Origin of the sequence: Pseudidiomarina aestuarii (assembly GCF_048263735.1) — a bacterium.
GTDB lineage: Bacteria > Pseudomonadota > Gammaproteobacteria > Enterobacterales > Alteromonadaceae > Pseudidiomarina > Pseudidiomarina aestuarii_B.
In genome coordinates this window covers 600,519-624,419 of sequence record NZ_JBLXDX010000001.1, presented here as the reverse complement: position 1 = coordinate 624,419, position 23,901 = coordinate 600,519, and the positions used below count along the sequence as shown (strand labels likewise).

Annotated in this window: 20 protein-coding genes and 2 tRNA genes; 17 read left to right on the top strand and 5 right to left on the bottom strand. The window is 50.1% G+C overall.

Annotated features, from left to right (window positions below; genetic code table 11):
• Positions 1-99 precede the first annotated feature (99 nt).
• The 17 genes from aspS to ACN0S4_RS02855 all read left to right on the top strand — a co-directional run bounded on the left by aspS (position 100) and on the right by ACN0S4_RS02855 (position 18,234).
• On the top strand, positions 100-1,866 hold the full coding sequence (aspS, locus tag ACN0S4_RS02935) for an aspartate--tRNA ligase (protein WP_417656219.1): 1,767 nt from the start codon (positions 100-102) through the stop codon (positions 1,864-1,866).
• Positions 1,867-1,879: 13 nt separating this feature from the next.
• Positions 1,880-2,626 carry a YebC/PmpR family DNA-binding transcriptional regulator gene (locus ACN0S4_RS02930; RefSeq protein ID WP_417656218.1) on the top strand — a complete coding sequence of 249 codons (747 nt, stop codon included), beginning with the start codon at positions 1,880-1,882 and terminating at the stop codon, positions 2,624-2,626.
• Positions 2,626-3,150 (top strand): crossover junction endodeoxyribonuclease RuvC, encoded by a 525-nt coding sequence (gene ruvC / locus ACN0S4_RS02925; protein WP_417656217.1) that lies wholly within the window; start codon positions 2,626-2,628, stop codon positions 3,148-3,150. The genes ACN0S4_RS02930 and ruvC overlap by 1 nt, the downstream gene beginning before the upstream one ends.
• The gene (gene ruvA, locus ACN0S4_RS02920; protein WP_417656216.1) at positions 3,147-3,770 is read left to right on the top strand and encodes a Holliday junction branch migration protein RuvA; all 624 of its coding nucleotides are present in this window, start codon (positions 3,147-3,149) and stop codon (positions 3,768-3,770) included. Before ruvC ends, ruvA begins: the two co-directional genes overlap by 4 nt.
• A gap of 139 nt (positions 3,771-3,909) precedes the next feature.
• Complete coding sequence (ruvB, locus tag ACN0S4_RS02915; protein WP_417656215.1) at positions 3,910-4,917, top strand: Holliday junction branch migration DNA helicase RuvB; 1,008 nt, start codon at positions 3,910-3,912, stop codon at positions 4,915-4,917.
• A 409-nt stretch (positions 4,918-5,326) separates the two neighbouring features.
• The gene (gene ybgC, locus ACN0S4_RS02910) at positions 5,327-5,749 is read left to right on the top strand and encodes a tol-pal system-associated acyl-CoA thioesterase (RefSeq protein WP_417656214.1); all 423 of its coding nucleotides are present in this window, start codon (positions 5,327-5,329) and stop codon (positions 5,747-5,749) included.
• Positions 5,739-6,437, top strand: a complete 699-nt coding sequence (tolQ, locus tag ACN0S4_RS02905) for a protein TolQ (protein WP_417656213.1) — start codon at positions 5,739-5,741, stop codon at positions 6,435-6,437. The genes ybgC and tolQ overlap by 11 nt, the downstream gene beginning before the upstream one ends.
• On the top strand, positions 6,434-6,868 hold the full coding sequence (tolR, locus tag ACN0S4_RS02900) for a protein TolR (protein ID WP_417656212.1): 435 nt from the start codon (positions 6,434-6,436) through the stop codon (positions 6,866-6,868). The genes tolQ and tolR overlap by 4 nt, the downstream gene beginning before the upstream one ends.
• Before the next feature lie 3 nt (positions 6,869-6,871).
• Positions 6,872-7,810 (top strand): cell envelope integrity protein TolA, encoded by a 939-nt coding sequence (tolA, locus tag ACN0S4_RS02895; RefSeq protein ID WP_417656211.1) that lies wholly within the window; start codon positions 6,872-6,874, stop codon positions 7,808-7,810.
• 47 nt (positions 7,811-7,857) lie between these two features.
• Positions 7,858-9,189: a Tol-Pal system beta propeller repeat protein TolB gene (tolB, locus tag ACN0S4_RS02890; RefSeq protein WP_417656555.1), complete on the top strand. Its 1,332-nt coding sequence runs from the start codon at positions 7,858-7,860 to the stop codon at positions 9,187-9,189.
• A gap of 65 nt (positions 9,190-9,254) precedes the next feature.
• The gene (pal, locus tag ACN0S4_RS02885) at positions 9,255-9,791 is read left to right on the top strand and encodes a peptidoglycan-associated lipoprotein Pal (RefSeq protein ID WP_417656210.1); all 537 of its coding nucleotides are present in this window, start codon (positions 9,255-9,257) and stop codon (positions 9,789-9,791) included.
• Between the two features lie 18 nt (positions 9,792-9,809).
• On the top strand, positions 9,810-10,553 hold the full coding sequence (gene ybgF, locus ACN0S4_RS02880) for a tol-pal system protein YbgF (RefSeq protein WP_417656209.1): 744 nt from the start codon (positions 9,810-9,812) through the stop codon (positions 10,551-10,553).
• Positions 10,554-10,721: 168 nt separating this feature from the next.
• A tRNA-Lys gene (locus ACN0S4_RS02875) sits at positions 10,722-10,797 on the top strand.
• A gap of 59 nt (positions 10,798-10,856) precedes the next feature.
• Positions 10,857-10,932, top strand: a tRNA-Lys gene (locus ACN0S4_RS02870).
• A 162-nt stretch (positions 10,933-11,094) separates the two neighbouring features.
• Positions 11,095-12,141: a quinolinate synthase NadA gene (gene nadA, locus ACN0S4_RS02865; protein WP_417656208.1), complete on the top strand. Its 1,047-nt coding sequence runs from the start codon at positions 11,095-11,097 to the stop codon at positions 12,139-12,141.
• 211 nt (positions 12,142-12,352) lie between these two features.
• Complete coding sequence (gene gltB / locus ACN0S4_RS02860) at positions 12,353-16,816, top strand: glutamate synthase large subunit (protein ID WP_417656207.1); 4,464 nt, start codon at positions 12,353-12,355, stop codon at positions 16,814-16,816.
• Positions 16,816-18,234, top strand: coding sequence for an FAD-dependent oxidoreductase (locus ACN0S4_RS02855; protein ID WP_417656206.1), 1,419 nt, complete (start codon positions 16,816-16,818; stop codon positions 18,232-18,234). Before gltB ends, ACN0S4_RS02855 begins: the two co-directional genes overlap by 1 nt.
• Before the next feature lie 50 nt (positions 18,235-18,284).
• Here the strand turns inward: ACN0S4_RS02855 and ACN0S4_RS02850 are convergent, their stop codons facing one another.
• From ACN0S4_RS02850 to ACN0S4_RS02830, 5 genes are all read right to left on the bottom strand, one after another.
• Entirely contained in the window at positions 18,285-19,124 is an 840-nt protein-coding gene (locus ACN0S4_RS02850; RefSeq protein WP_417656205.1) for an NAD(P)H-binding protein, read from the bottom strand.
• Positions 19,121-19,897 carry a ZIP family metal transporter gene (locus ACN0S4_RS02845; protein WP_417656204.1) on the bottom strand — a complete coding sequence of 259 codons (777 nt, stop codon included), beginning with the start codon at positions 19,895-19,897 and terminating at the stop codon, positions 19,121-19,123. The genes ACN0S4_RS02850 and ACN0S4_RS02845 overlap by 4 nt, the downstream gene beginning before the upstream one ends.
• A gap of 95 nt (positions 19,898-19,992) precedes the next feature.
• Positions 19,993-21,030: an MBL fold metallo-hydrolase gene (locus tag ACN0S4_RS02840; protein ID WP_417656203.1), complete on the bottom strand. Its 1,038-nt coding sequence runs from the start codon at positions 21,028-21,030 to the stop codon at positions 19,993-19,995.
• A 14-nt stretch (positions 21,031-21,044) separates the two neighbouring features.
• Positions 21,045-22,745: a gamma-glutamyltransferase gene (gene ggt, locus ACN0S4_RS02835; RefSeq protein WP_417656202.1), complete on the bottom strand. Its 1,701-nt coding sequence runs from the start codon at positions 22,743-22,745 to the stop codon at positions 21,045-21,047.
• A 487-nt stretch (positions 22,746-23,232) separates the two neighbouring features.
• Positions 23,233-23,751, bottom strand: coding sequence for a hypothetical protein (locus ACN0S4_RS02830; RefSeq protein ID WP_417656201.1), 519 nt, complete (start codon positions 23,749-23,751; stop codon positions 23,233-23,235).
• Positions 23,752-23,901 lie beyond the last annotated feature (150 nt).

Below are 23,901 nucleotides of genomic sequence, written 5' to 3'. Positions count from 1 at the left end.
AATGATTGCAGACAAGTACCGCGAAGCTAATGACAATTGCGTGCAGTCCGTTATAATGTTGCGCTTTGTAGAATTCTCATCTGTGGTAGGGAACCGCCCATGCGTAGCCATTATTGTGGACAGCTCGAGACGAGTCTGGTCAATGAAACCATCACCTTGTGTGGTTGGGTCAACAAACGTCGTGATTTAGGTGGATTGATATTCATCGACATGCGCGATCGCACTGGTTTGGTGCAAGTTGTTTTTGATCCTGATCAGGCTGCTTTGTTTGACACTGCAAATTCGCTCCGCCAAGAGTTCTGTATTCAATTAACCGGTGTGGTACGGGCACGGCCAGAAAGCCAAGTGAATGCGACTATGGCAACGGGTGCTGTGGAAGTAATGGCTACCGAGCTCACTATTTTGAATCGTTCAGCGCCACTCCCTATCGACTTTAATCAGCATGTGAGTGAAGAGCAGCGGTTGCGCTTCCGGTATTTGGACCTTCGTCGTCCAAATATGAACCATAATTTGCAATTCCGTGCTCGCGTGACGGCTGCCGTACGTCGCTTTATGGACAGCGCTGGTTTCCTCGACATTGAAACACCAATGTTGACGCGGGCAACGCCTGAAGGCGCACGTGACTATTTGGTCCCTAGTCGCACTCACAAAGGTAAGTTCTTTGCATTGCCACAGTCACCGCAGTTGTTTAAGCAGTTGCTGATGATGTCTGGCTTTGATCGTTACTATCAAATTGTGAAGTGCTTCCGCGACGAAGATTTACGTGCGGATCGCCAGCCAGAGTTTACTCAGATCGATATCGAAACCTCTTTCATGTCCGCTGAGCAAGTGATGGAAGTCACTGAGCGCATGGTGCAAAACCTGTTCCGTGAAATGCTGGATGTAGATTTGGGTGCCTTCCCACAAATGACGTGGCATGAGGCCATGCGTCGGTTTGGTAGCGACAAACCTGACCTGCGGAATCCACTTGAATTAGTCGACGTTGCTGATTTACTCACCGACGTTGAGTTTAAAGTATTCAGCGGCCCTGCTAATGATCCGAAAGGACGCGTCGCCGCATTGAAGGTACCCGGTCAAGCTGAGTCGATCTCACGCAAAAATATTGACGAGTACACGCAGTTTGTCGGTATCTACGGAGCTAAAGGCTTAGCGTGGATGAAGATCAACGACCGCGCTGCGGGCCGTGAGGGCGTGCAGTCACCGGTGTTGAAATTTATCCCTGATGCAGCGTTAGAGGGCATTCTTGAGCGCACTGACGCAAACACCGGCGACATTATTTTCTTTGGCGCCGATTCTGCGACTGTGGTGGCTGAAGCTATGGGCGCTTTGCGTCTGAAGTTAGGTCAAGACTGTGGCATGGTAAGCGACGAATGGAAGCCATTGTGGGTGATCGACTTCCCTATGTTTGAAGAACATGACGGTCAGCTGTATGCCATTCACCATCCGTTTACCTCACCGGTGAACACGACTGCTGAAGAATTGAAAGCGAACCCAACCACCGCGCTATCGAATGCCTATGACATGGTTTTGAATGGTGTGGAAGTTGGTGGTGGTTCGGTACGTATTCACGACAGCGAGATGCAGCAAGCTGTATTCGAGATTCTCGGCATCAGCAAGGCCGAAGCACAAGAGAAATTCGGCTTCTTACTCGAGGCGTTGAAGTATGGCACGCCGCCACATGCTGGCTTAGCGTTTGGTTTGGACCGTTTGGTCATGTTGATGGTTGGCGCAAGCTCAATTCGAGACGTGATTGCGTTTCCGAAAACTACCACAGCAGCTTGTGTCCTAACCGACGCACCGGGCTTCGCCAATGCAGACGCTTTGCAAGAATTGAGTATCGCTGTTAGCTTGAAGGAAACTGAGTAACAGGAGCGACTGCATGGCAGGTCATTCCAAATGGGCGAATATTCGCCATCGCAAAGCCGCGCAGGATGCTAAGCGCGGCAAAATCTTTACCCGTCTCATTCGAGAAATTGTCGTCGCTGCCCGCAGCGGCGGCGATGATCCGGCAACCAATCCGCGTTTGCGCACCGCTATAGATAAAGCGCTCGCGCAGAACATGAAAAAAGATACCATCGATACCGCAGTTCAGCGTGGCAGTGGCCAGTTGGATGGTGATAACGTGGAAGAATTGACCTACGAGGGTTATGGCCCGGGCGGTGTTGCTATTCTCATTGAAACTATGACGGATAACCGCAATCGCACCGTCTCCGAATTACGCTTTGCCTTTAGCCGTCATGGCGGCAACTTAGGTACCGATGGTTCGGTGAGCTACTTGTTCGAGAAACGCGGGGTACTGAGTTTTGCGGCATCACAAGATGAAGAAGAGTTACTGGCGGCGGCGTTAGAAGCTGAGGCGGAGGATGTGGTGGAGAATCCAGATGGTACTTGGGATGTTTTTACCACGCCAGAAGATTATGAGCGAGTGCGGAAGATCTTACGCGATGCGGGTTTACAACCGGTTCACGATGAGTGTGGCCTCATGCCAACCAGCCGCAGCGAAATTGGGGAAGCTGATGCACAGCAATTTATGCAGTTGATTGATGCCTTAGATGATATTGACGATGTGCAGGAAGTTTATCACAACGCTGATATTGCCGACGCGATACTCGAGCGATTGCACTAATGGCCATTATTCTGGGCATTGACCCAGGTTCGCGACTCACTGGGTATGGCATTATTCGTCAGGAAGGTAAGCAATTAACGTATTTGGCATCGGGTTGTATCCGCGTCCACTCAGGTGCGAAAGCCGGTGAGCCAGGGAGTTTAGACCTTGCTCAAAAACTGAAGGTCATTCATGATGGCATCAGTGAGTTGATTGCGCAGTTTCAGCCCGATGAATTCGCGATTGAACAAGTGTTTATGGCGCGCAATCCCGATTCAGCATTGAAGTTAGGGCAAGCACGCGGCGCGGCGATAGTCGCCGCAGCGGTGGCGGGTTTACCGGTTGCCGAATATGCTGCGCGGTTGGTTAAGCAAGCCGTAGTCGGCACGGGCGCGGCCGATAAAACACAAGTACAACACATGGTGGTGGCGTTGCTAAAGCTGACGCACAAACCACAAGCCGACGCAGCTGATGCGTTAGCAGTGGCGCTGTGTCATGCACATATGCGCAATAATCTAATCCATCAAGCGAGGGGACGGCGGTGATCGGACAATTACGTGGCACTTTAATAGCAAAACAACCGCCAGAATTATTGATTGATGTGAATGGGATTGGTTACGAAGTACAAATGCCCATGACCTGTTTTTATGAAGTGCCGGACGTGGGTGAGACGGTAACCGTGATTACTCACTTTGTGGTGCGTGAAGATGCCCAGTTACTCTATGGCTTCAACACTTTTGCGGAGCGCACTTTGTTCCGGCAACTGATTAAAGCGCAAGGGGTAGGGCCGAAGTTGGCATTAACCATTATGTCCGGCATGACCGCAACCCAGTTTGTCCGTGCGGTGACGCATGATGATGTGACGAGTTTAGTGAAGTTACCAGGCGTCGGCCGCAAAACCGCAGAACGATTGGTCGTTGAGATGCGTGATCGGTTGTCGAAATGGGGTACAGATACACCTGCAACCGACGCAGCGCCAATTGACTTTGGCAGCGACAGCCCGACCATCCAAGCGAGCAGTCCACGCGAAGATGCATTAAGCGCATTGCTCGGCCTCGGCTATAAGCCAGCTCAAGCAGAGAAAGCGGTAAACGCGGCGTACAAAGGGAATGAATCGGCACCAAGCGAAGAGCTCATTCGAGCCGCACTGCGCTCGATGACATAAGAATAAAGTGAATAGTTAATAGTGAATAGTTAATAGTTAATAGTGAATAGTTAATAGTGAATAGTGAACAGTGAATAGTGAACAGCAAAACATCAGATCGGTTCACTGTTCACATTTCACTTCAGTTACAGGATTTCAAATGATTGAACCGGACCGGATTAACCAACCCCAGAAGCAGCCCGAGGATGAGGCTGTCGATCGTGCTATTCGCCCGAAGCGGTTGGGTGACTATACCGGTCAGAAGCACGTTGTGGAGCAGATGGAGATTTTTATCCAAGCTGCGCGGCAGCGTTCGGAAGCGCTCGATCATGTGTTGATTTTTGGTCCGCCTGGGCTCGGCAAAACCACGCTAGCCAATATTGTGGCGAATGAGTTGGACGTAAATATTCGGCAAACATCGGGGCCGGTGCTGGAAAAAGCAGGTGATCTTGCGGCATTGTTGACGAACTTAGAGTCACATGACGTCCTCTTTATTGATGAAATTCATCGTTTGAGCCCAGTGGTGGAAGAAATTCTCTACCCAGCGATGGAGGACTATCAGCTCGATATTATGATTGGTGAGGGGCCTGCGGCTCGATCAATCAAATTGGATCTGCCACCGTTTACCTTGATTGGTGCGACCACAAGAGCTGGCGCGCTAACGTCACCATTGCGCGACCGGTTTGGCATTGTGCAACGCCTCGAGTTTTATAGTGTCGAGGAACTAACCATTATCATCGAGCGGTCAGCGCGCTACTTGAATTTGAACTTGAGTGCCGATGGCGCTCTGGAAATTGCACGACGCTCACGTGGAACACCACGAATTGCGAATCGTCTGTTACGCCGGGTTCGTGATTTTGCTGAAGTGAAAAACAACGGTGTGATTGATCAGCCGGTTGCTCATGCAGCATTGAAAATGGTGGATGTAGACGAAGCTGGTTTTGATTATATGGACCGTAAGTTATTACTGGCCATTATGGAAAAATTCATGGGTGGTCCAGTTGGCTTGGACAATTTGGCAGCCGCAATTGGCGAAGAGAAAGACACGATAGAAGATGTGTTAGAGCCGTATCTTATTCAGCAGGGCTTCTTGCAACGGACGCCACGGGGAAGAATTGCGACACCGCATGCGTATCGCCATTTCGGCCTCACTAAAAGTGAACAGTGAATAGTGAACAGGTAATAGCAAAGCCAAAACAGGGCGCATTTTTTAGGTTTTCTGTTCCCTGTTCACTGTTTACCGTTCACTCAGACAAAAAAAAGCCCGCTCAGGGAGCGGGCAAAATACAGAACAACAAGGAAGTTAAATCCAGGGAACAATAACAGGAGAAGTGACAACCGGTCTCTTCGTAACTGATATGCTGCGTATTATAAGCAGGACTGACCAGTCTTCAACCGAGAAAAATTGCGTTATCTATTAGAAAAACTAATATCACGTTTTAACACTTGGTTGTTAAATAGCCTAAATGAAATTGGTAAGACCAAAAATAAGCAATAATTACAATGGCTTTATTGATTGTGGTCTATTTTTAGGTTTAAAAAAACTACTGACTAAAAAACCAATAAGATAAAATTTTATGGAAAAACAAGCCGCTTTTATTTGGCCTATTCGCGTTTATTACGAAGATACAGATGCTGGTGGCATCGTATACTATGCCAATTATCTCAAATTCCTTGAGCGAGCGCGCACCGAATGGTTACGCTCATTAGGTATTGAGCAAGATACTTGGTTAGAGCAGGGCATCGGCTTTGTGGTTCGCTCGGTGCAGTTAAATTTATTTCTGCCAGCACGGTTTAATGATGAACTGCATGTGACTGTTGTGGTCGAACAACTCAAACGCGCTTCGGTTCTCTTCAGTCAGCAGGTGTTGGCGAGCGATGGAACCGTTTTATGCCAAGCAGAGATTAAAGCTGCTTGCGTGAATTTAAAACATAACGGCGGGGTCAAAGCGATTCCAATGCCACAAGAAATTTTAGAGGGACTCAAGCGTGCAAGCTGAACTTTCCATTACCGCGTTAATTCTCGAAGCCAGTTTGGTTGTACAACTGGTGATGTTAATGTTGTTGGCGTTTTCGATAGGTGGCTGGATGATGATTTTCCAGCGCCGTAAAGTGATTCAGCAAGCGAGCCAGAACGCGTTAGCGTTTGAAGATCGGTTTTGGTCAGGCGTTGATTTAGGGCGACTGTACCAAGAGGTTGGTGCTCGTGCACAAAATGCCTCAGGAATGGAGAAGTTATTTCACGCAGGTTTCAAGGAGTTTGCGCGCTTGCGGTCGAATGCGAATTTGCCGCAGCAACAGATCCTTGATGCGGCTTATCGTGCAATGCGCGTGGTGCATTCACGTGAACTCGACAAACTCGAATCAAATTTGAGTTTGCTCGCGACTATCGGCTCTATCAGTCCTTATGTGGGTTTGTTCGGTACGGTGTGGGGCATCATGAATGCGTTTATTGGTCTCGGCGCTGTGCAACAGGCCACGTTAGCCATGGTGGCTCCAGGTATTGCGGAAGCTTTGATTGCGACGGCTATGGGTCTGTTTGCAGCGATTCCAGCTGTCATCGCATACAACCGATTCTCTCATCGAGTTGAGAAAGTCGATAACCAATATTTGAATTTTATGGATGAGTTGCTCGCGATTCTGCAGCGGCAGACGAGCGCTCCAGCAAAAGCAGGTGCTAGTGCATGATGACGGTCATTCGACGCCGTCGGAAGCCGGTGTCAGAAATCAACGTAGTGCCTTACATTGACGTCATGTTGGTGCTGCTGATTATTTTCATGGTCACGGCGCCTTTAATTACGCAGGGCGTTTCGGTGGACTTGCCAAAAGCCAACGCAGAGCCAATGGACCCAGATACCAAGCCGCCGATTGTGGCTTCAGTGGATCGTGATGGGCGCTATTATTTGAGTTCGTATGAGGACCCAAACGCAGCGTTATCAGCGCAAGACTTAGCAGTACGTGTTGCTGCTGAGTTGCAAATTGATCCTGCGCGCCAAATTGTGGTGAAGGGCGATGGTGCGGTGTCCTACAACCAAGTGATTCAGTTAATGGTGTTATTGCAAAAGGCCGGTGTACCGACGGTGGGACTGATGACCGATGGTAGCGGAGAGCAGGGGTAAGCAGTGGCAAAGAAGCAACCTTGGTGGCCAAAAGATTTAACCATGCCATTGGTATGGTCGCTGCTCTTGCATGGCGGTATTGTCGCAGTGTTGGCATTGGGTATGATCATCAGTCCGAATCCTATTAAGCCGATTGAAGTGCAATTGTCTGGCTTAGAGCCAACGACGGATGATTTGGAAGAAACCGAGGAAATCGTTGAGGCAGTTGCCGTTGATCAGTCACAGGTAACCCAACAAGTGGAAGCCATTCGCGAACGAGAGCGGCAGCAGCGGGTGGCTGAAGAGAACCGAATTAAGGAGCTCGAGCGTCGAGCTGCTGAGGCAGAAAGACGCCGCGAACAAGAACAGCAGCGGCAGCGAGAACTCGCACAGCAACAAGAACGCGAGCGCCAGAAACTGGCAGAAGAGCGACGTAAAGCTGAAGCAGAAAAAGACCGTATTGAGCGTGAACGTAAGGAGGCTGAAGCAGCTGCTCAAGCAGCGGCAGAGCGTCGCAAGCGCGAAGAACAAGCAGCCAAAGAAGCAGAAGAGCGCCGTAAACGCGAAGAAGCCGAGCGGCAAAAACGTGAGCAAGAAGCCCGCGAAAAAGCGGAGCGTGAGCGTCAATTGCAAGAGCGTTTGGCGCGTGAAGCACAAGAGCGTCGGACTGCGCGGCAGCAGCAAATGCAAAGCGAGATTCAACGATATACGGGTTTGATTACGCAAACCATTCAGCGCAATTGGATTGTCGATGAATCGATGCGTGGCAAGAACTGTGAATTGACCATTCGCTTAGCCAGCAGTGGCTTTGTGATTTCGGTTGACACCGGAAGCGGAGATGCGCGAGTGTGTCAGTCGGCTCGCAATGCGGTACTAAAAGCGGGTACACTGCCGGTTTCGCAGGATCCAGAAGTATTTAAAGAAATGAGTACGATCAGATTAACGGTCGCACCAAGTCTGTAACTTAACGAAAAGATGTAGGGCCAATGAAAAAATTATTCGTGACCTTGATGACCGCAGCAATCACCCTATTGGTATTGCAAAATCCAGCCAAAGCAGCGCTCGAGATCGTGATCACTGAGGGCATCGATAGCGCGCGTCCTATTGCCGTGGTACCGTTTCGTTGGAAGGGTACTGGACCAGCACCGGAGGGGCTGACCGATGTCGTCGCTGCTGATTTGATGCGTAGCGGTAAATTCAATCCTATTCCGGTAAATGCAATGCCGCAACGGCCTTCAACGGCTAGCGAAGTTGATTACGCCCGCTGGGCCAGTTTGGGGGTTGAAGCCATTTTGATTGGCACCATTGAACCCTATGCCGTTGACCGTTACACCGTTTCTTTTGAAATCGTCGATATTCTGCGTGGACAAATTACGAGCGGTACTCAAGTGTTACGCAATGGTCAGCTTGTCACGGCCGAAGACCACATTTTGGACGCACGTAGTAGCGTGATTAGTGGCAATCAATTTCGTCAGTATTCTCATCGTATCTCCGACGTTTTTTATGAGACATTGACCGGCCAACGCGGTGCGTTTATGACGCGGATTGCCTATGTCACGGTGAATTATAACCAAGACAAGCCCTATGAATTAGTAGTTGCGGACTACGACGGTTACAACGAAAAAGTACTGCTTCGCAGTCCTGAGCCGTTGATGTCACCAGCGTGGTCACCCGACGGAAACAAATTAGCGTACGTCAGTTTCGAGAGTGGTAAGCCGCAAATTTTTGTTCAAGATATCTATACCACACGCCGTGAAGCAATGACTGACTTCCCAGGCATTAATAGTAGTCCGGTGTGGTCACCTGATGGCCGCAGTCTGGGCATGGTGTTGTCGAAAGACGGTAATCCAGAAATCTATACTATGAACGTGGCGACCAAAGCGCTTAAACGAATCACGAATCATTACAGTATCGATACCGAACCAAGCTGGTCACCAGACGGTAAAGCGCTGATTTTTACGTCAGAAAGGGGTGGCAGACCGCAACTATATAGCGTAAATTTAGATTCAGGACAGGTTCGTCGGCTAACGTTTGAGGGCGAACAGAACCTAGGTGGTGTGTTTACTCCAGATGGACAGCAGTTCGTTATGGTGAATCGCACTCAAGGGAATTATCATATTGCGAAACAAGATTATCCGAGCGGAGCCCTACAGATTTTGACTCAAACAGCTTTGGATGAGTCGCCCAGTTTGGCGCCGAACGGCAGCATGGTGATTTACAGCACCACGCACAACAACCAGCAAGTACTAGCACTGGTTTCGGTAGATGGTCGATTTAAGGCGCGTTTACCCGCTCGCGAGGGCGAAGTGAAATCGCCGAGTTGGTCACCGTATTTACGCTAGTCACTGAAAGTTATTAGAAAACACAGAACACCCCAGACATTTATAGAAAATTAAGGACCGCGGACATGAACGCAAACAAACTGTTAAAAACGCTTTTGATCGCATTCCCAATGCTGACTTTGGCGGCTTGTAGCTCGAATCAAGGTGCCGATGAAGCGGCGAATCAGCAGACTAACCAACAATCGCAACAGCAAAGCGGTTCTGGTGTTGAAGTGGATGCTGCTGAGCGTCAAAAGACACCTGAAGAAATCCGTGAAGAGCGGATGGCTGAATTGCGCATGGAGAACATGGTCTACTTTGAATTTGATGATTCACGCATCACTTCTCAGTACGCTGAATTGTTGCAAGCGCATGCCGATTACTTGGTAAACAACCCAGCAGTCAGCGTGACTATCGAAGGACATTGTGACGAGCGTGGAACACCTGAGTACAACATCGCGCTAGGCGAGCGTCGTGCTAAAGCAGTCGCGCAGTACTTGCAAAACTTAGGCGTCAGCTCGAATCAAATCAGCACTGTCTCATTTGGTGAAGAAAAACCAATGATTCGTGCGTCTAACCCAGACGCTTACGCGAAGAACCGTCGCGGCGTTTTGGTTTACTAATAAAACTTGGTAGGGCCAATGCAAAAGACTCTCATCGCACTGGCACTTCTGGCATCCGGCGCTGCGTTCGCGCAAGCGCCGGTTCAGAAGCTTGGCAGTGGCTCAATTGAAGAACGTCTGGCACAGCTGGAACGCGTCATGGACGCTCGAAATAAGGCGCAAATGGCCTTACTCGACCAGATGTCGACGTTACAAAATGAAGTCGCTGAATTGCGCGGTAAAACCGAAGAACACGCCTATCAACTGGAACAAATTTTGCAGCGTCAGCGCGAAATTTACCAAGAGATTGATCGTCGTTTAGCGGCACCTGCTCCGGCAACCAATACCGCCGTTTCTACACTAGATCCGATGGCAGGCGAATCTGCGGTATCGAATTACTCTGCGGATTTGAGTGAAAACGATGCCTATGACCAAGCCATTCGATTAGTACTCGAAGATAAACGATACGATGCTGCCATTCCGGCATTTCGCAGCTTCCTCGAACGTTTCCCAAGTTCGACTTACGCTGCCAACGCACATTACTGGCTTGGCCAACTCTTATTTGCTGATGGCAAATTTGATGAAGCGAAAAAGGAATTTGCGACTGTGGTAGAGTCATTCCCCGATAGTAATAAACGCGGCGATTGCGTCTTGAAGTTGGGCATAATTGCTCAAGAGCAAGGTCAAAATCAGTCTGCGCGTAATTATTATCAGCAAGTCATCAATGAATATGCGGATAGCACCGAAGCAGGATTAGCACGCAAGCGCTTAGCTGAGTTGTAAACATCCTGTGTTATTTTCGGGCGAACGTTCGTAAATTGAGCAAACAGACCCGATTTAGGTAATTTGCAGTTGCAACGAGCAGCATTTTCAGTAAACTATGCCGCCGTTGCAATGCAACCTTGTTCATGCCAAACGGTATGAAATAAAAGCAAGGTGGCGGTACAGGTTGGGTCGTTAGCTCAGTTGGTAGAGCAGTTGACTTTTAATCAATTGGTCGCAGGTTCGAATCCTGCACGACCCACCAATCAAACACTGTGAACAGTAAATAGTAAACAGTGAGAAGAGAACACTTTTATCCCCAGTGGGTCGTTAGCTCAGTTGGTAGAGCAGTTGACTTTTAATCAATTGGTCGCAGGTTCGAATCCTGCACGACCCACCACTCCCCCGTAAATAGTTAACAGTAAACAGTTAATAGCAAAGATTACCCCCCCCCGTGAGTGCAAGTACCGGTCGACTTTCGTGTTTTCAGTTCACTGTTCGCTATTCACATTTTACTGATTTTGATATACTACCCAGACGTGAACCAGACCGTAGTATCGCCATGACCAGTACCGCTGAAATCCACGCCCGTGTGATTGACTCTCTTGATTATGCTTTCCCGCCTAAGCCCAAGCCATTGAGTGCTGAGCAAAAGGACGAGTACAAAGCCAGAATCCGTGATTTGCTGAAAGCCAAGAATGCAGTTCTGGTGGCGCATTACTATACCGATCCAGAAATCCAAGCGCTGGCCGAAGAAACTGGTGGTTGCGTGGCTGACTCCCTAGAAATGGCTCGTTTCGGTGCGAATCATGAAGCGGAAACGCTGATTGTGGCTGGCGTGAAGTTCATGGGCGAGACCGCAAAAATACTAACTCCAAACAAACGGGTGTTGATGCCGACATTGGAAGCGACTTGTTCGTTAGATTTAGGCTGTCCGATTGATGAGTTTTCAGCATTCTGTGACCAGCATCCTGACCGAACCGTTGTGGTCTATGCCAATACGTCTGCTGCGGTGAAGGCGCGCGCAGACTGGGTGGTGACATCGTCTATTGCGCTCGATTTAGTTGATCATTTGGATGCGCAAGGCGAGAAGATTTTGTGGGGCCCAGACAAGCATTTGGGTAACTACATCGCCAAACAAACGGGCGCTGACATGATTATGTGGCAGGGTGCTTGTATTGTTCATGATGAGTTCAAAACCAAAGCGCTTGAAGATTTAAAACGCGTCTACCCAGAAGCTGCTGTTTTGGTGCACCCGGAATCACCTGCAGCTATTGTTGATCTAGCCGATGCGGTTGGTTCTACCTCACAGTTATTGAAAGCTAGTCAAACGCTCCCGAATTCAACATTCATAGTGGCAACCGACCGTGGCATTTTTTACAAAATGCAGCAATTGTCACCGAACAAGCACTTTATTGAAGCACCGACTGCCGGCAACGGCGCAACTTGTCGCAGCTGTGCACATTGCCCATGGATGGCTATGAACGGCCTCGTCGCTATTGCTGAAGCATTAGAAAGTGGCGGTGCCGCGCATGAGATTCATGTGGACCCAACCATGGGCGAACGCGCCCGACTCCCCCTCGATCGGATGCTGGCTTTTGGTAAATAGTGAACTGTGAACCGTAAATAGAAAACATTAGAAATGTACGCATTGTTTTAGCTTTGCTGTTCACCTTTCCCTATTCACTGTTCACATTCACTGTCAGTATTTTGGTTATATTTGCATCCCCCGCATGCCTTATCTAAGGTGAAGAGTCCGACGTTTTTCCACTACGTTGTTCCATCACGTTGTTTCATTTCGTTGCTGAGGGGATTCGCGCATGAGTTTGTACCACCATGCTGATGTTCGTGATAATTGCGGATTCGGCCTCATCACTCAAATTCAGGGTCATGCTAGTCATGATTTGATTCAGCGAGCTATTACTGGGCTTGCGAATATGCAGCACCGTGGCGGAATCAATGCCGACGGCAAGACTGGTGATGGCTGTGGATTATTGCTGAAACTGCCAGAATCCTTTTTCCGTAGCTACGCAGAGCAACAGCAGTGGCATCTGAGTAAGAAGTTTGCGGTGGGTATGATGTTCCTCAGTCTCGATGAGGAAAAAGCTCGGCGAGAACGTGCTGTCATCGAATCCGAACTCGCTCGAGAAACACTTAGTATTGAAGGTTGGCGCGTCGTGCCAACGGCTCCTGAAGTGCTCGGTCCACTCGCACGTTCAACCTGCCCGCGTATTGAGCAAGTCATTGTCAGTGCGCCACCGGGTTGGCGTAAAAAGGATTTGGAACGTCGACTGTATATTGCACGTCGTCGAGCTGAGGAGAAACTCAGCGTCCACGAAGACTTTTATGTGTGTTCATTGAGTTGCTTAGTGATTGTCTATAAAGGCTTGATGCTGGCAGCTGATCTTGCGAATTTCTTTCTTGATCTGGCCAATTCTGAGCTCACCACATCGATTTGTGTTTTTCACCAACGCTTTTCCACCAACACCCAGCCTCGTTGGCCGCTCGCGCAGCCCTTTCGTTTTCTTGCGCACAATGGCGAAATCAACGCGATTCGTGGAAATCGCCAATGGGCACAAGCGCGACAATATAAGTTTCACTCGCCGCTACTTCCCGATTTACAACAAGCAGCGCCCTTCATTAATGATTCCGGTTCGGACTCGTCTGCACTCGATAATATGCTAGAGCTGATGCTCGCTGGTGGGATGGATTTATTCCGCGCATTGCGGTTGTTGATTCCGCCGGCGTGGCAGGGCGATCCAACTATGGATGATGCGCTGCGTGCATTTTATGAGTTTAACTCGATGCATATGGAGCCCTGGGATGGGCCAGCTGGAATTGTCATGAGCAATGGTCGCCATGTGGCCTGCAGTTTGGACCGCAATGGTTTACGTCCGGCGCGTTATATTCGAACTAAGGACGATATTCTAACGGTGGCTTCCGAGGTTGGTATTTGGGATTACGCTGAAGCGGATGTCATCGAGAAGGGACGGCTTGGACCCGGACAGATGTTGGCGGTGGATACTTACACGGGCAAAGTTTGGCACAGTGAAGAAATTGACTACGAGTTACAAAGCCGGCATCCCTATCGCGACTGGCTTAACAAGCATGTTCGCAAACTTACACCGTTCGCCGAGTTAAGTGGTGAAAAAATTGGTGAGCGTCTGTTTGATGACGAGCAGATGACGATATTCCACAAACTTTTCCTGTATTCCCATGAAGAAATACAACAGGTGCTGGGTGTGTTGGCTAATGATGGTCATGAGGCGACTGGCTCTATGGGCGATGATACGCCGATTGCCGTGTTGAGCCGCCAGCCACGGCAGCTGTACGATTATTTCCGCCAACAATTTGCCCAAGTGACTAATCCACCCATCGACCCCATCCGTGAGCGTCATGTCATGTCACTGGCTACCTGTATTGGCCGCGAGCAAAATGTCTTTAATGAGACCTCGGGGTACGCCGAACGCGTGGTTATTGAATCTCCGGTATTGATGTATACCGACCTGCAGCAACTGCGGGAGTTACCCGAAGAGCATTATAAAGCAGTCAAATTCTCCCTGTGTTTTGAGCCCGAGCAGGATAATCTAGAACAAGCGCTCATTCGGTTGTGCCAAGCGGCGGTTGCTGCTGTGCGTGACGAACAAGCGGTCGTGATTATTCTTTCGGATCGAGATATTGCCAAAGGTCACTTGGTCATTCCAGCGCCGCTGGCAGTTGGCGCTGTGCAGCAAGCACTGGTCCGAGCGCAGTTGCGCTGTGACTCCAATTTGGTCATTGAAACCGCATCGGTGCGCGACTCTCACCAAATGGCAGTGTTAATTGGACTGGGAGCAACTGCGGTGTATCCCTTCTTGGCGTACGAGTCGATTGAGCAATTGGTCGAACGAGGGGATGTGGAAGGGCCTGCCCGCGATGCATTAGTGCGGTACCGAGCGGGCATCAACAAGGGTTTGCTGAAAATCATGTCGAAGATGGGCATTGCGACCGTTGCTAGTTACCGTGGCGCGTGCTTATTCGAGGTGGTCGGGTTAGCGCCTGAAGTCCGCGAGCGGTGTTTCAGTCATGCCCCAGCGCGCGTCGATGGTGCTGGCTTTATGGATATTCAGCAACAATTACAGCGACTGGCGAGAGATGCATGGTTACAACGTAAAAGCTTAAGCCAGGGCGGTCATCTGAAGTATGTGCATGGGGGTGAGTATCATGCCTATAACCCTGATGTGGTGACGACGCTCCAGAAAGCCGTGATTACGAATGATCCGCAAGCGTATCAACTCTTTGCCAAGCAGGTGAACGAACGGCCCATTGCCTTTCTGCGAGATCTCGTCAAGCCGATATCGAGTGCAACGGCCATCAATATTGACGCTGTTGAGCCCGCAAGCGAGCTTTATCAGCGCTTTGATACCGCAGCCATGTCGATAGGTGCATTGAGCCCTGAGGCGCATGAGGCACTTGCAGAAGCCATGAATAATATTGGTGGGCATTCAAACTCCGGCGAGGGTGGGGAAGATCCACGGCGATTCGGAACTGCAAAAAATTCTCGCATTAAACAAATTGCCTCGGGGCGGTTCGGCGTAACGCCGCACTACTTGGTGAATGCAGATGTACTACAGATCAAAGTGGCGCAGGGAGCCAAACCCGGTGAAGGCGGTCAGCTGCCGGGCGAAAAAGTGACGGCAGAGATTGCACGCTTGCGTTACTCCGTTGCGGGGACGACTTTAATCTCACCGCCGCCACATCATGATATCTATTCGATTGAAGATCTCGCACAGTTGATCTTCGATTTAAAGCAAGTGAATCCGAATGCGCTAGTGTCGGTCAAATTGGTTTCGTCGCCCGGCATCGGCACTATCGCAACAGGTGTCGCCAAAGCCTATGCCGATCTCATTACGGTGGCGGGCTACGATGGCGGCACCGGCGCGAGTCCACTCACCTCAGTGAAACATGCTGGCAGCCCTTGGGAACTAGGGTTGGCTGAAGTACATGAGGCACTGGTCAGTAATGGCTTGCGGCACAAAGTTCGATTGCAGGTCGATGGCGGACTGAAGACCGGCTTGGATGTCATTAAAGGTGCGATTTTAGGTGCGGAAAGCTTCGGATTTGGCACCGCGCCGATGATTGCGTTGGGTTGCAAATACCTGCGCATTTGTCATTTGAACAACTGTGCAACGGGAGTTGCGACGCAAGATGAGACCCTGCGGCGCGAGCATTTCACCGGTCTGCCGGAGCGCGTCGAAAACTACTTCCGGTTTGTTGCTGAAGAAGTCAGAGCATGGCTCGCGAAGTTGGGTGTGAACCAATTAACCGACTTGATTGGTCGTGTCGATTTGCTCGAACGAGTCGCTGGCGCAACCCAGCAACAGCAACAGGTCGATCTGAGTCGAGTGTTGAACGCTGCAGGTTGCGAGAGTACTCTCCCGAAATTTTGTACTGAGCGAAATCCGCCACATGATCAAGGTGAGTTGAATCAGCAGCTACTGGGAGCGACGGCCGAGGCAATTCGTTCACGGCGCGGTGGTCAATGGCAATTCTCGATTCGAAATTTTGACCGCAGCGTGGGTGCTGCTGTGAGTGGTGTGATTGCCCAGCAGCATGGCAATCAAGGCATGGCAGGTGCGCCTATTACGCTGGAATTCACCGGTACAGCAGGGCAAAGCTTAGGTGCGTGGAATGCAGGTGGCTTGCGACTTAAAGTCATTGGCGATGCTAATGATTATGTCGGCAAAGGTATGGCTGGCGGACGGATCACGCTAATTCCACCTGCCGAGCGTCGTTATAACGCGGCGGCAGCAGTCATTATGGGTAATACCTGCTTATATGGCGCCACTGGCGGCAAGTTATTCGCTGCAGGGCGCGCTGGTGAGCGGTTTGCGGTGCGGAACTCTGGTGCGACAGCAGTGGTGGAGGGTATTGGCGATCATGGCTGCGAGTACATGACGGGCGGTATCGTCGTGGTGCTAGGTCCGACTGGAATCAATTTCGGTGCAGGCATGACAGGCGGTTTTGCGTATGTGCTTGATACGGATGGCAAGTTTCGTGAGCGCCTGAATCCCGAACTCGTCGAAGCTCGCGCGGTGGATACCCCTATCCTACAAGAGCATTTGCGCGGGCTGTTGCATGAACACGTTGAAGCGACCGGCAGTGACCATGGTCACGCGCTATTGAAGAACTTTGCCGAGTCGGCGCAACAGTTTTGGATGGTGAAACCCAAACAGACCGATGTTGCGGAGTTATTGGGGCATCGTGCGCGGTCCACCGCTGAATTACGGGTGGAGGTGATGTAATGAACAAAAACATTTATCAATTCCTCGATGTGCAGCGGATAGACCCACCGAAGAAGCAATTGCGTGAGCGACAAATTGAATTTGTCGAAATCTACGAACCTATGGCAGAGCATCAGGCTGCTGGGCAAGCCGATCGCTGTCTAGACTGCGGTAATCCATACTGTGAGTGGAAATGTCCCGTCCATAACTACATTCCACAATGGCTCGAGTTAGCTCAGCAAGGGCGAATTTTTGAAGCCGCCGAGCTGAGTCATAAAACCAATAGTTTGCCTGAGGTGTGCGGACGCGTGTGTCCGCAGGATCGACTCTGTGAGGGCGCTTGTACACTCAACGATGAGTTTGGTGCTGTGACCATTGGCAGTATTGAAAAATACATCAATGACACGGCATTTGCGCAGGGCTGGCGCCCGGATATGTCGGGTGTTGTTGCGACCGGTAAACGGGTTGCCGTGGTAGGTGCTGGTCCCGCAGGTTTGGCCTGCGCAGATGTGCTGGTTCGGAATGGCGTTACACCGGTAGTGTTTGACCGTTACCCAGAAATTGGTGGTCTACTGACCTTTGGTATTCCGCCATTTAAATTAGATAAATCCGTAATGACACTACGCCGCGAGATCTTCACGGATATGGGTATCGAGTTTCAACTTGGTATTGAGGTGGGAACTGACATCGAAATGAACCAACTGCTGAGTGAGTATGATGCAGTTTTTCTTGCCTTGGGAACCTATAAGGCTCTCGATGGTAAATTGGCAGGTTTGGAACTGGATGGTGTGCATCATGCATTGCCCTATTTGATTGGGAACACACAACGTCTACTCGATTGTGATGTGCCGGGCTATCCGTTGATTGACTTGGGGCAGCAGCAAGTGGTGGTGCTCGGTGGTGGTGATACTGCGATGGATTGCGTGCGGACCGCCATTCGGCAGCAATCCACGTCAGTGACGTGTGCGTATCGGCGCGATGAACACAATATGCCGGGCTCTCGGCGAGAGGTTCAGAATGCGCGTGAGGAAGGCGTTAGGTTTGAGTTTAATGTGCAACCACTGGCTATCGAGAGTGATGAGCAAGGCCGCGTGAGTGGCGTGCGCATGATCCGTACGGAATTAGGTCCAGCGGATGACCAAGGACGGCGTCGTCCAGAACCAGTTGCAGGCTCTGAGTTTGTGTTGCCTGCAGATGCTGTGGTGATTGCCTTTGGTTATCAACCGAATCCGCCGCGTTGGCTCTCTGAACATGACGTGAAACTCAGTGATTGGGGCACGGTTATTGCCACTGGCGATACGGATTATGCGATGCAAACCTCGAACCCGAAAATTTTTGCTGGGGGAGATATGGTGCGGGGTGCCGACTTGGTGGTTACTGCCATCGCGGAGGGTCGCGCCGCCGCCAACGGAATCCTGGATTACCTGGAGGACCAGTGAATAGTGAACAGTGAATAGAAGAGCGCTGTTTGGGCTTTTCTGTTCCCTATTTACTGTTCACTGTTCACCAGTGTGTTCGGGTATCGCAGCGCGTAGCCGGTGCTGCGCATTAAGGCATTATTGATGCGTTTGTTGCCGCGTGGGCCGACTGTATCGCTTCGTTTGAGTGTACTCCCATCGACGCCTAGCTGTTCGGCATACCTTAAATACAACGTTTCTTGCCACACAGGCTCATCATCACTGACAAGATAAACCGGTTCCTGATGTTCAGGGTGTAGCAATAAATAATGAATAAATCCGGCGACATCATCTGCATGAATACGGTTGTTATAAACGGGATTAATCACAGCCTCACCGGAGCTGATTTGGCGCTGTAGATAAATTCGACCGGGGCCGTAGATACCTGAACAACGCAAGATACTTACGCTAGCTGCCGCACTTTGAATTACTTGCTCTGCCTGTAACAACATCTCACCACTATCGGTGTCTGGCAGCGTTGGCATTTCTTCAGTAATCCATTCACCGTTACGCTCAGCATAAACGCCAGTGCTGGAGATATAGATAATGCGCGGTGGTCCAGATTCCTGTTGCGGTTCGCTGGCTAAAATCATTTGAATGTGTCGGCAGGGGATCACGTAGCCGTGGTGGTAGCCCTCACGGTCATATCCTGATGGTGTCAACGTAATGACAATCGCATCAAACTGAGCGAGTCCAAGCCGGCGCAAGTCAGCTTCGTTGCCTGCGTCTGCTGCGAGTACTTGAATGCCGGGCATGGTTGGTTTTTTATCGGGATGCCGGCAAATACCTGTGACCTGCCAGCCAGATTCGATGAGCAGACGCGCTGTACGCTGCGCAATATCACCGTAGCCTACTAATAATGCCCGCTTCATACCGCCAGCCACACGTCGAGGAATAACATCACTACCAGCCCTACCATTAAACCCGCTGTTGCACGTCTATGATGCCCTCGGCGATGGGTTTCTGGGATAATTTCATGACTAATGACAAACAACATCGCACCGGCCGCAAAGACCAGTCCCCACGGCAGTAATACTTGTGAAATGTTGACGAAAAAGCCACCAAAGACACCACCAATCGGCTCTATGAGTCCGGTTAACGCGGCGACAAGGAATGCTTCTACCCGATCGTAGCCTACACTCATTAGCCCCACCGCCACGGCAAGTCCCTCCGGCAAGTTTTGCAAGCCAATGCCGACTGCCAATGCATAGGCGGTATCTTCTTGCCCACTACCGTAAGCGACACCGACCGCTAAGCCTTCAGGGAAGTTGTGAATCGCAATCGCCAGCACAAAGAGCCAAACACCAGCTACTTTTTGCGGGTCGGGACCTTCCTGACCGGTAATAAAATGTTGATGCGGAATCAAACGATCCGCCAGAGCAATTGCCAGTGCGCCGAGTAAAATGCCGACCACTGCAATGGTGGCCGGAAGAGGCCCAGGCCCGTACATTTCGGTAGAAATATCGAGCGATGGAATAATTAACGAAAAGAACGACGCAGCAAGCATAACGCCGGCGGCAAAGCCGAGTAGAGTGTCGTTAAAGGTCTCGGAGGGTTTTCGACCAAACAGAACCGGTAATGCACCTACAGCGGTGCAGCCGCCGGTTATAGCACTTGCGATAAATGCGGTGAGAACGAGCTCCATGAAGACCTCAATAGTAGTAATTGTACATGTGATCAGCTTACCTTAGCTGACGTGAAATTGGCATCGTGAAATCGCCATTCATTTACCCATGATGTTTAGGGTGTGACTGTGACTGTTTCACCGATGGCAAGTAACCGCAGCGTGTCCTCGCTTGCTTGATAGGTCTGGCGAGCATCAGATAAGTCTCGTTTAGTTTGTGCCAACCCTTCAGCAGCGAGCTGATATGTACCCCAATGCATCGCATAGGAGCGCGCAGCACCAATATCATTGTGCATCAACACCGCTTCCGCGGGGTTAATATGTTGCGGCTGCATAAACCAACGCGGCAAATAGGCGCCGATTGGCACCAGCGCATCATCGATATCGGGGAATTTGCTGCCAATTTCTTTGAACTGGACTTCGTTATAACCGGTATCGCCGGCAAACCATACTTGCCAGTCGTCAATGGTGAGATGCCAGCTGACCCAGAGGCTATCGTTTTTGTCCCATAGGCTGCGCGCAGACCAATGCTGGCTGGGTGTGGCTGTGGCCGTAACCGAATCGAATTGTTGTGCTTGCCACCAATCAAACGCATGAACATTCTCAGTGGGGATGCCGAGGTCAGTAAACCATTCGGTTAAACCTAAAGGGACTAAATAGGTGACATCGGGACCGAGTGCGGTAATGGTTGCAGTGTCAAGATGGTCGTAATGATTGTGGCTGATAATCACCAAGTCGATAGGCGGGAGCTCTGCGACCTCCAGAGGTGCCGGTTGTAAGCGTTCGGGCCCGGCAAAACGGAAAGGCGAAGCACGGTCTGTCAAAATGGGGTCAGTAAGTACATTGACGCCATTATGTTGCAGTAAAAACGTGGCATGTCCGAGCCAAGTGATCTGTGGAGTCGTGGTCGGCGATTGCAACAGCGTTAAATCTACCGCTTGTTGCGGCACTAAATCAGGCTGCTCGGCTAGCTCAGCTTGCTGATCGGCCCAAACTTCATCGCCAAACCAGCGCATCTTGAAAAAATCGATGGCGTTGGTGTCTTTCGGTTCCAGATACGGATTGCGATCAGCAAACCGACCTGGGCTATTCATAGCGCTGCATGCTGTGACCAGCACAGCAACAGCAAGCACGACAATAATCCACCAACGCACGTATGACCTCCGTATTAGAATCCAGCCGCGTGACCGTCTTTGCGACTCTCTGAAGCGCCGTAATAAACAGCTTCTTCATGGTTACGCCAAATGGCTTGATAACCGCCATAAGGGCCCACAGCTTCTTGTAATGTGTGCCCCATCTTGATCAATTCGCGACGCGTTGCCGCCGAAAAACCATTCTCAAGACTCAGCACACCGCCATCAGTCATGATTTCGCCGGTGGGTTGACTGGACCCAGTATGCAGAATACGAGGCGCATCGCCTGCCTCCTGCAGATTCATTCCAAAATCAATCATGTTGATGAGAATCTGCGCATGCATTTGTGGCTGCGTCGCGCCTCCCATCACTCCATAACTCATGAGCGGTTGTCCATCTTTGGTTACAAACGCTGGAATAATGGTGTGGAACGGACGCTTACCGGGTGCAAAGACATTGGCATGTCCTTCTTCTAAGGCAAACAACTCACCACGATTTTGAATCACAAATCCCAAGCCAGTTGGAGTAATACCTGAGCCCATGCCACGATAATTACTCTGAATCAAAGACACCATATTGCCTTGTTGATCCGCCGTGGTGAGGTAAATGGTATCGCCCTCAGTTGGCGGGTTACCTGGTTCATACGCACGGCCAGCTCGATTTGGATCGATTAATTTTGCTCGTTCTTTGGCGTAGTCCTTGTCGAGAAGTCCGGTAACTGGGGCAGCACTGAATTCAGGATCCGCGTAGTACTTGGCGCGGTCTTCAAACGCCAGCTTTTTGGCTTCGACAAAATGATGGATATACGTAGCACTATCGAAGCCCATATCCGCAAGGTCATAGTTCTCGAGGATATTGAGGATTTGTTGTGCGGCAATCCCTTGCGTATTAGGTGGCAGTTCCCACAAATCGTAACCGCGATAATTCGTCGACACGGGGTCGACCCACGTCGACGTATGTTCGGCGAGGTCGTCGTAACTTAAAAAGCCGCCATGGGCTTTCACAAACTCTCCAATCGTTTTTGCAATTTCACCTTTATAGAAAACATCGCGACCTTGCTCAGCAATAAGTTCGTAGGTGTTGGCAAGATCAGGGTTACGGAAGCGTTTACCTTTTTGTGGTGGCTCACCGTCCTTAAGAAAGACTTCTGCGAACCCGGGCTGGTCGCCGATTACGTCGGCATTGCGAGCAAAGTAATACGCAATGACCTCGGTAACCGGAAAGCCCTGTCTTGCATACTCAATAGCTGGAGCCAAAACTTGTTCCATGGGCAGCGCCCCAAACTTGTCATGCAATTCAAACCAACCATCGACGGTACCCGGAACGGACAATGGCAGCACGCCACGTGCTGGAATTTTGCTGAGGCCTTGCTGTTGAAAATACTGTAGTGTGAGGCTCTTGGGTGAACGTCCCGAGGCATTGAGTCCATATAGCTGTTCGGTTTCTGCATCCCACACAATGGCAAACAAATCGCCGCCAATACCATTCCCAGTGGGTTCAACTAGCCCGAGCACAGCATTCGCTGCAATGGCTGCATCAATGGCATTGCCGCCTTGCTGCATAATGTCCAAGGCAACCTGAGTGGCAAGCGGCTGACTGGTTGCTGCCATTGCATTGGGTGCCATGGCTTCGGAGCGCGTCGCAAAGTGATGACCCGTAATACGATCAGCAGCACTAACCACAGTGCTGATACCCGCAAGTGCGGTAACTGTTAACGCAACAATGAAAGGTTTCATAGCATGTCCTCGTTAGAATTTTTCTCACTATAACGAGGTCAGTACGCGCTGGATAGCATTCGCGTTCAATGTGGGGTTTGGGGCGGTGGGTGGTTTTGGAGGGGATTCACTCAGGCCATCCATGGCCTTCGCCCTCCGGGCAGCGCTGTGCGCTGTGCAAAACGGCTATCCTGCCGTTTTGTCGAACCGAAGGGTTCTCATCAAAGCCCCTCGCTACATCTGTAGCGCGTCGCGATTTTGCGACAACACACCAAATAAATTGAGACAAAAAAGGGCATCTATCGAACTTTAAAACTATGCTTTAAGGCTCTTTTTAAAGCTGTTTAAGTGCGGTTGAGAGCAATATCGAATATCCGAATATTCGCGTTTCACATGATGAGATAGAGGAACCTATACTGGTATGCGTTCCAGTGATATCGATACTAATCGGGCGGCTAGCTTGTAACTTTCAAGCTGCGCCCGGTTAAGCATACAAGTTGCTTATAGATTAGGATGTATATTGACTGTAAGAAAGCTCAAATGACTCGCCCTCCAGATTTCTGTAGGCCCAACTAACCAAGCAAGACAGCAGCTCTTCGTGCTTACTTGGGTCACTATCCATTCCGTCCACTATCTTCTGTTCTGCGAAAAACTCATTTTCGTTTAGGTCGGGGAATGTAGCCGCCATTTTTTCATTAGCAGGATCAGAGAATAGTGCGCCAATAGGTCCAATTTCCGTTTGCTTCTGGAGGTTTTGAATATAATAAATGTTCCAACGCCCATACAGGTACGACCTAACCATACCTAATCCAGTCTCTGTAATCCCTGGGGTAAATCTAAAAACAAATTTATATCCACAGACCTGAACATGTATATTCATGTCAGAATCGAAGTCAGAGAACGCGACCATTTCACTCATGTTCAAGTGTTCCTTCAGATGGGATAAAACTCTATTAGAGTGCTCCAACATTGACTGGGTGGATTTTAAAATTTGCGTCACTGGGACTTTTTTTGCTGCTCTGCTCATAGTTACATTTCCTAGCTGATTAGATAGATTTCGCTCACTGGTTCGATCAAATAATTCAGTAAGCCTTAGTAAGGAGGTATAGACCATGATTTACGATTACAGCTATATGACAAATGACGGTGCTTGCGGGATAGACGGTCTAATATCCCA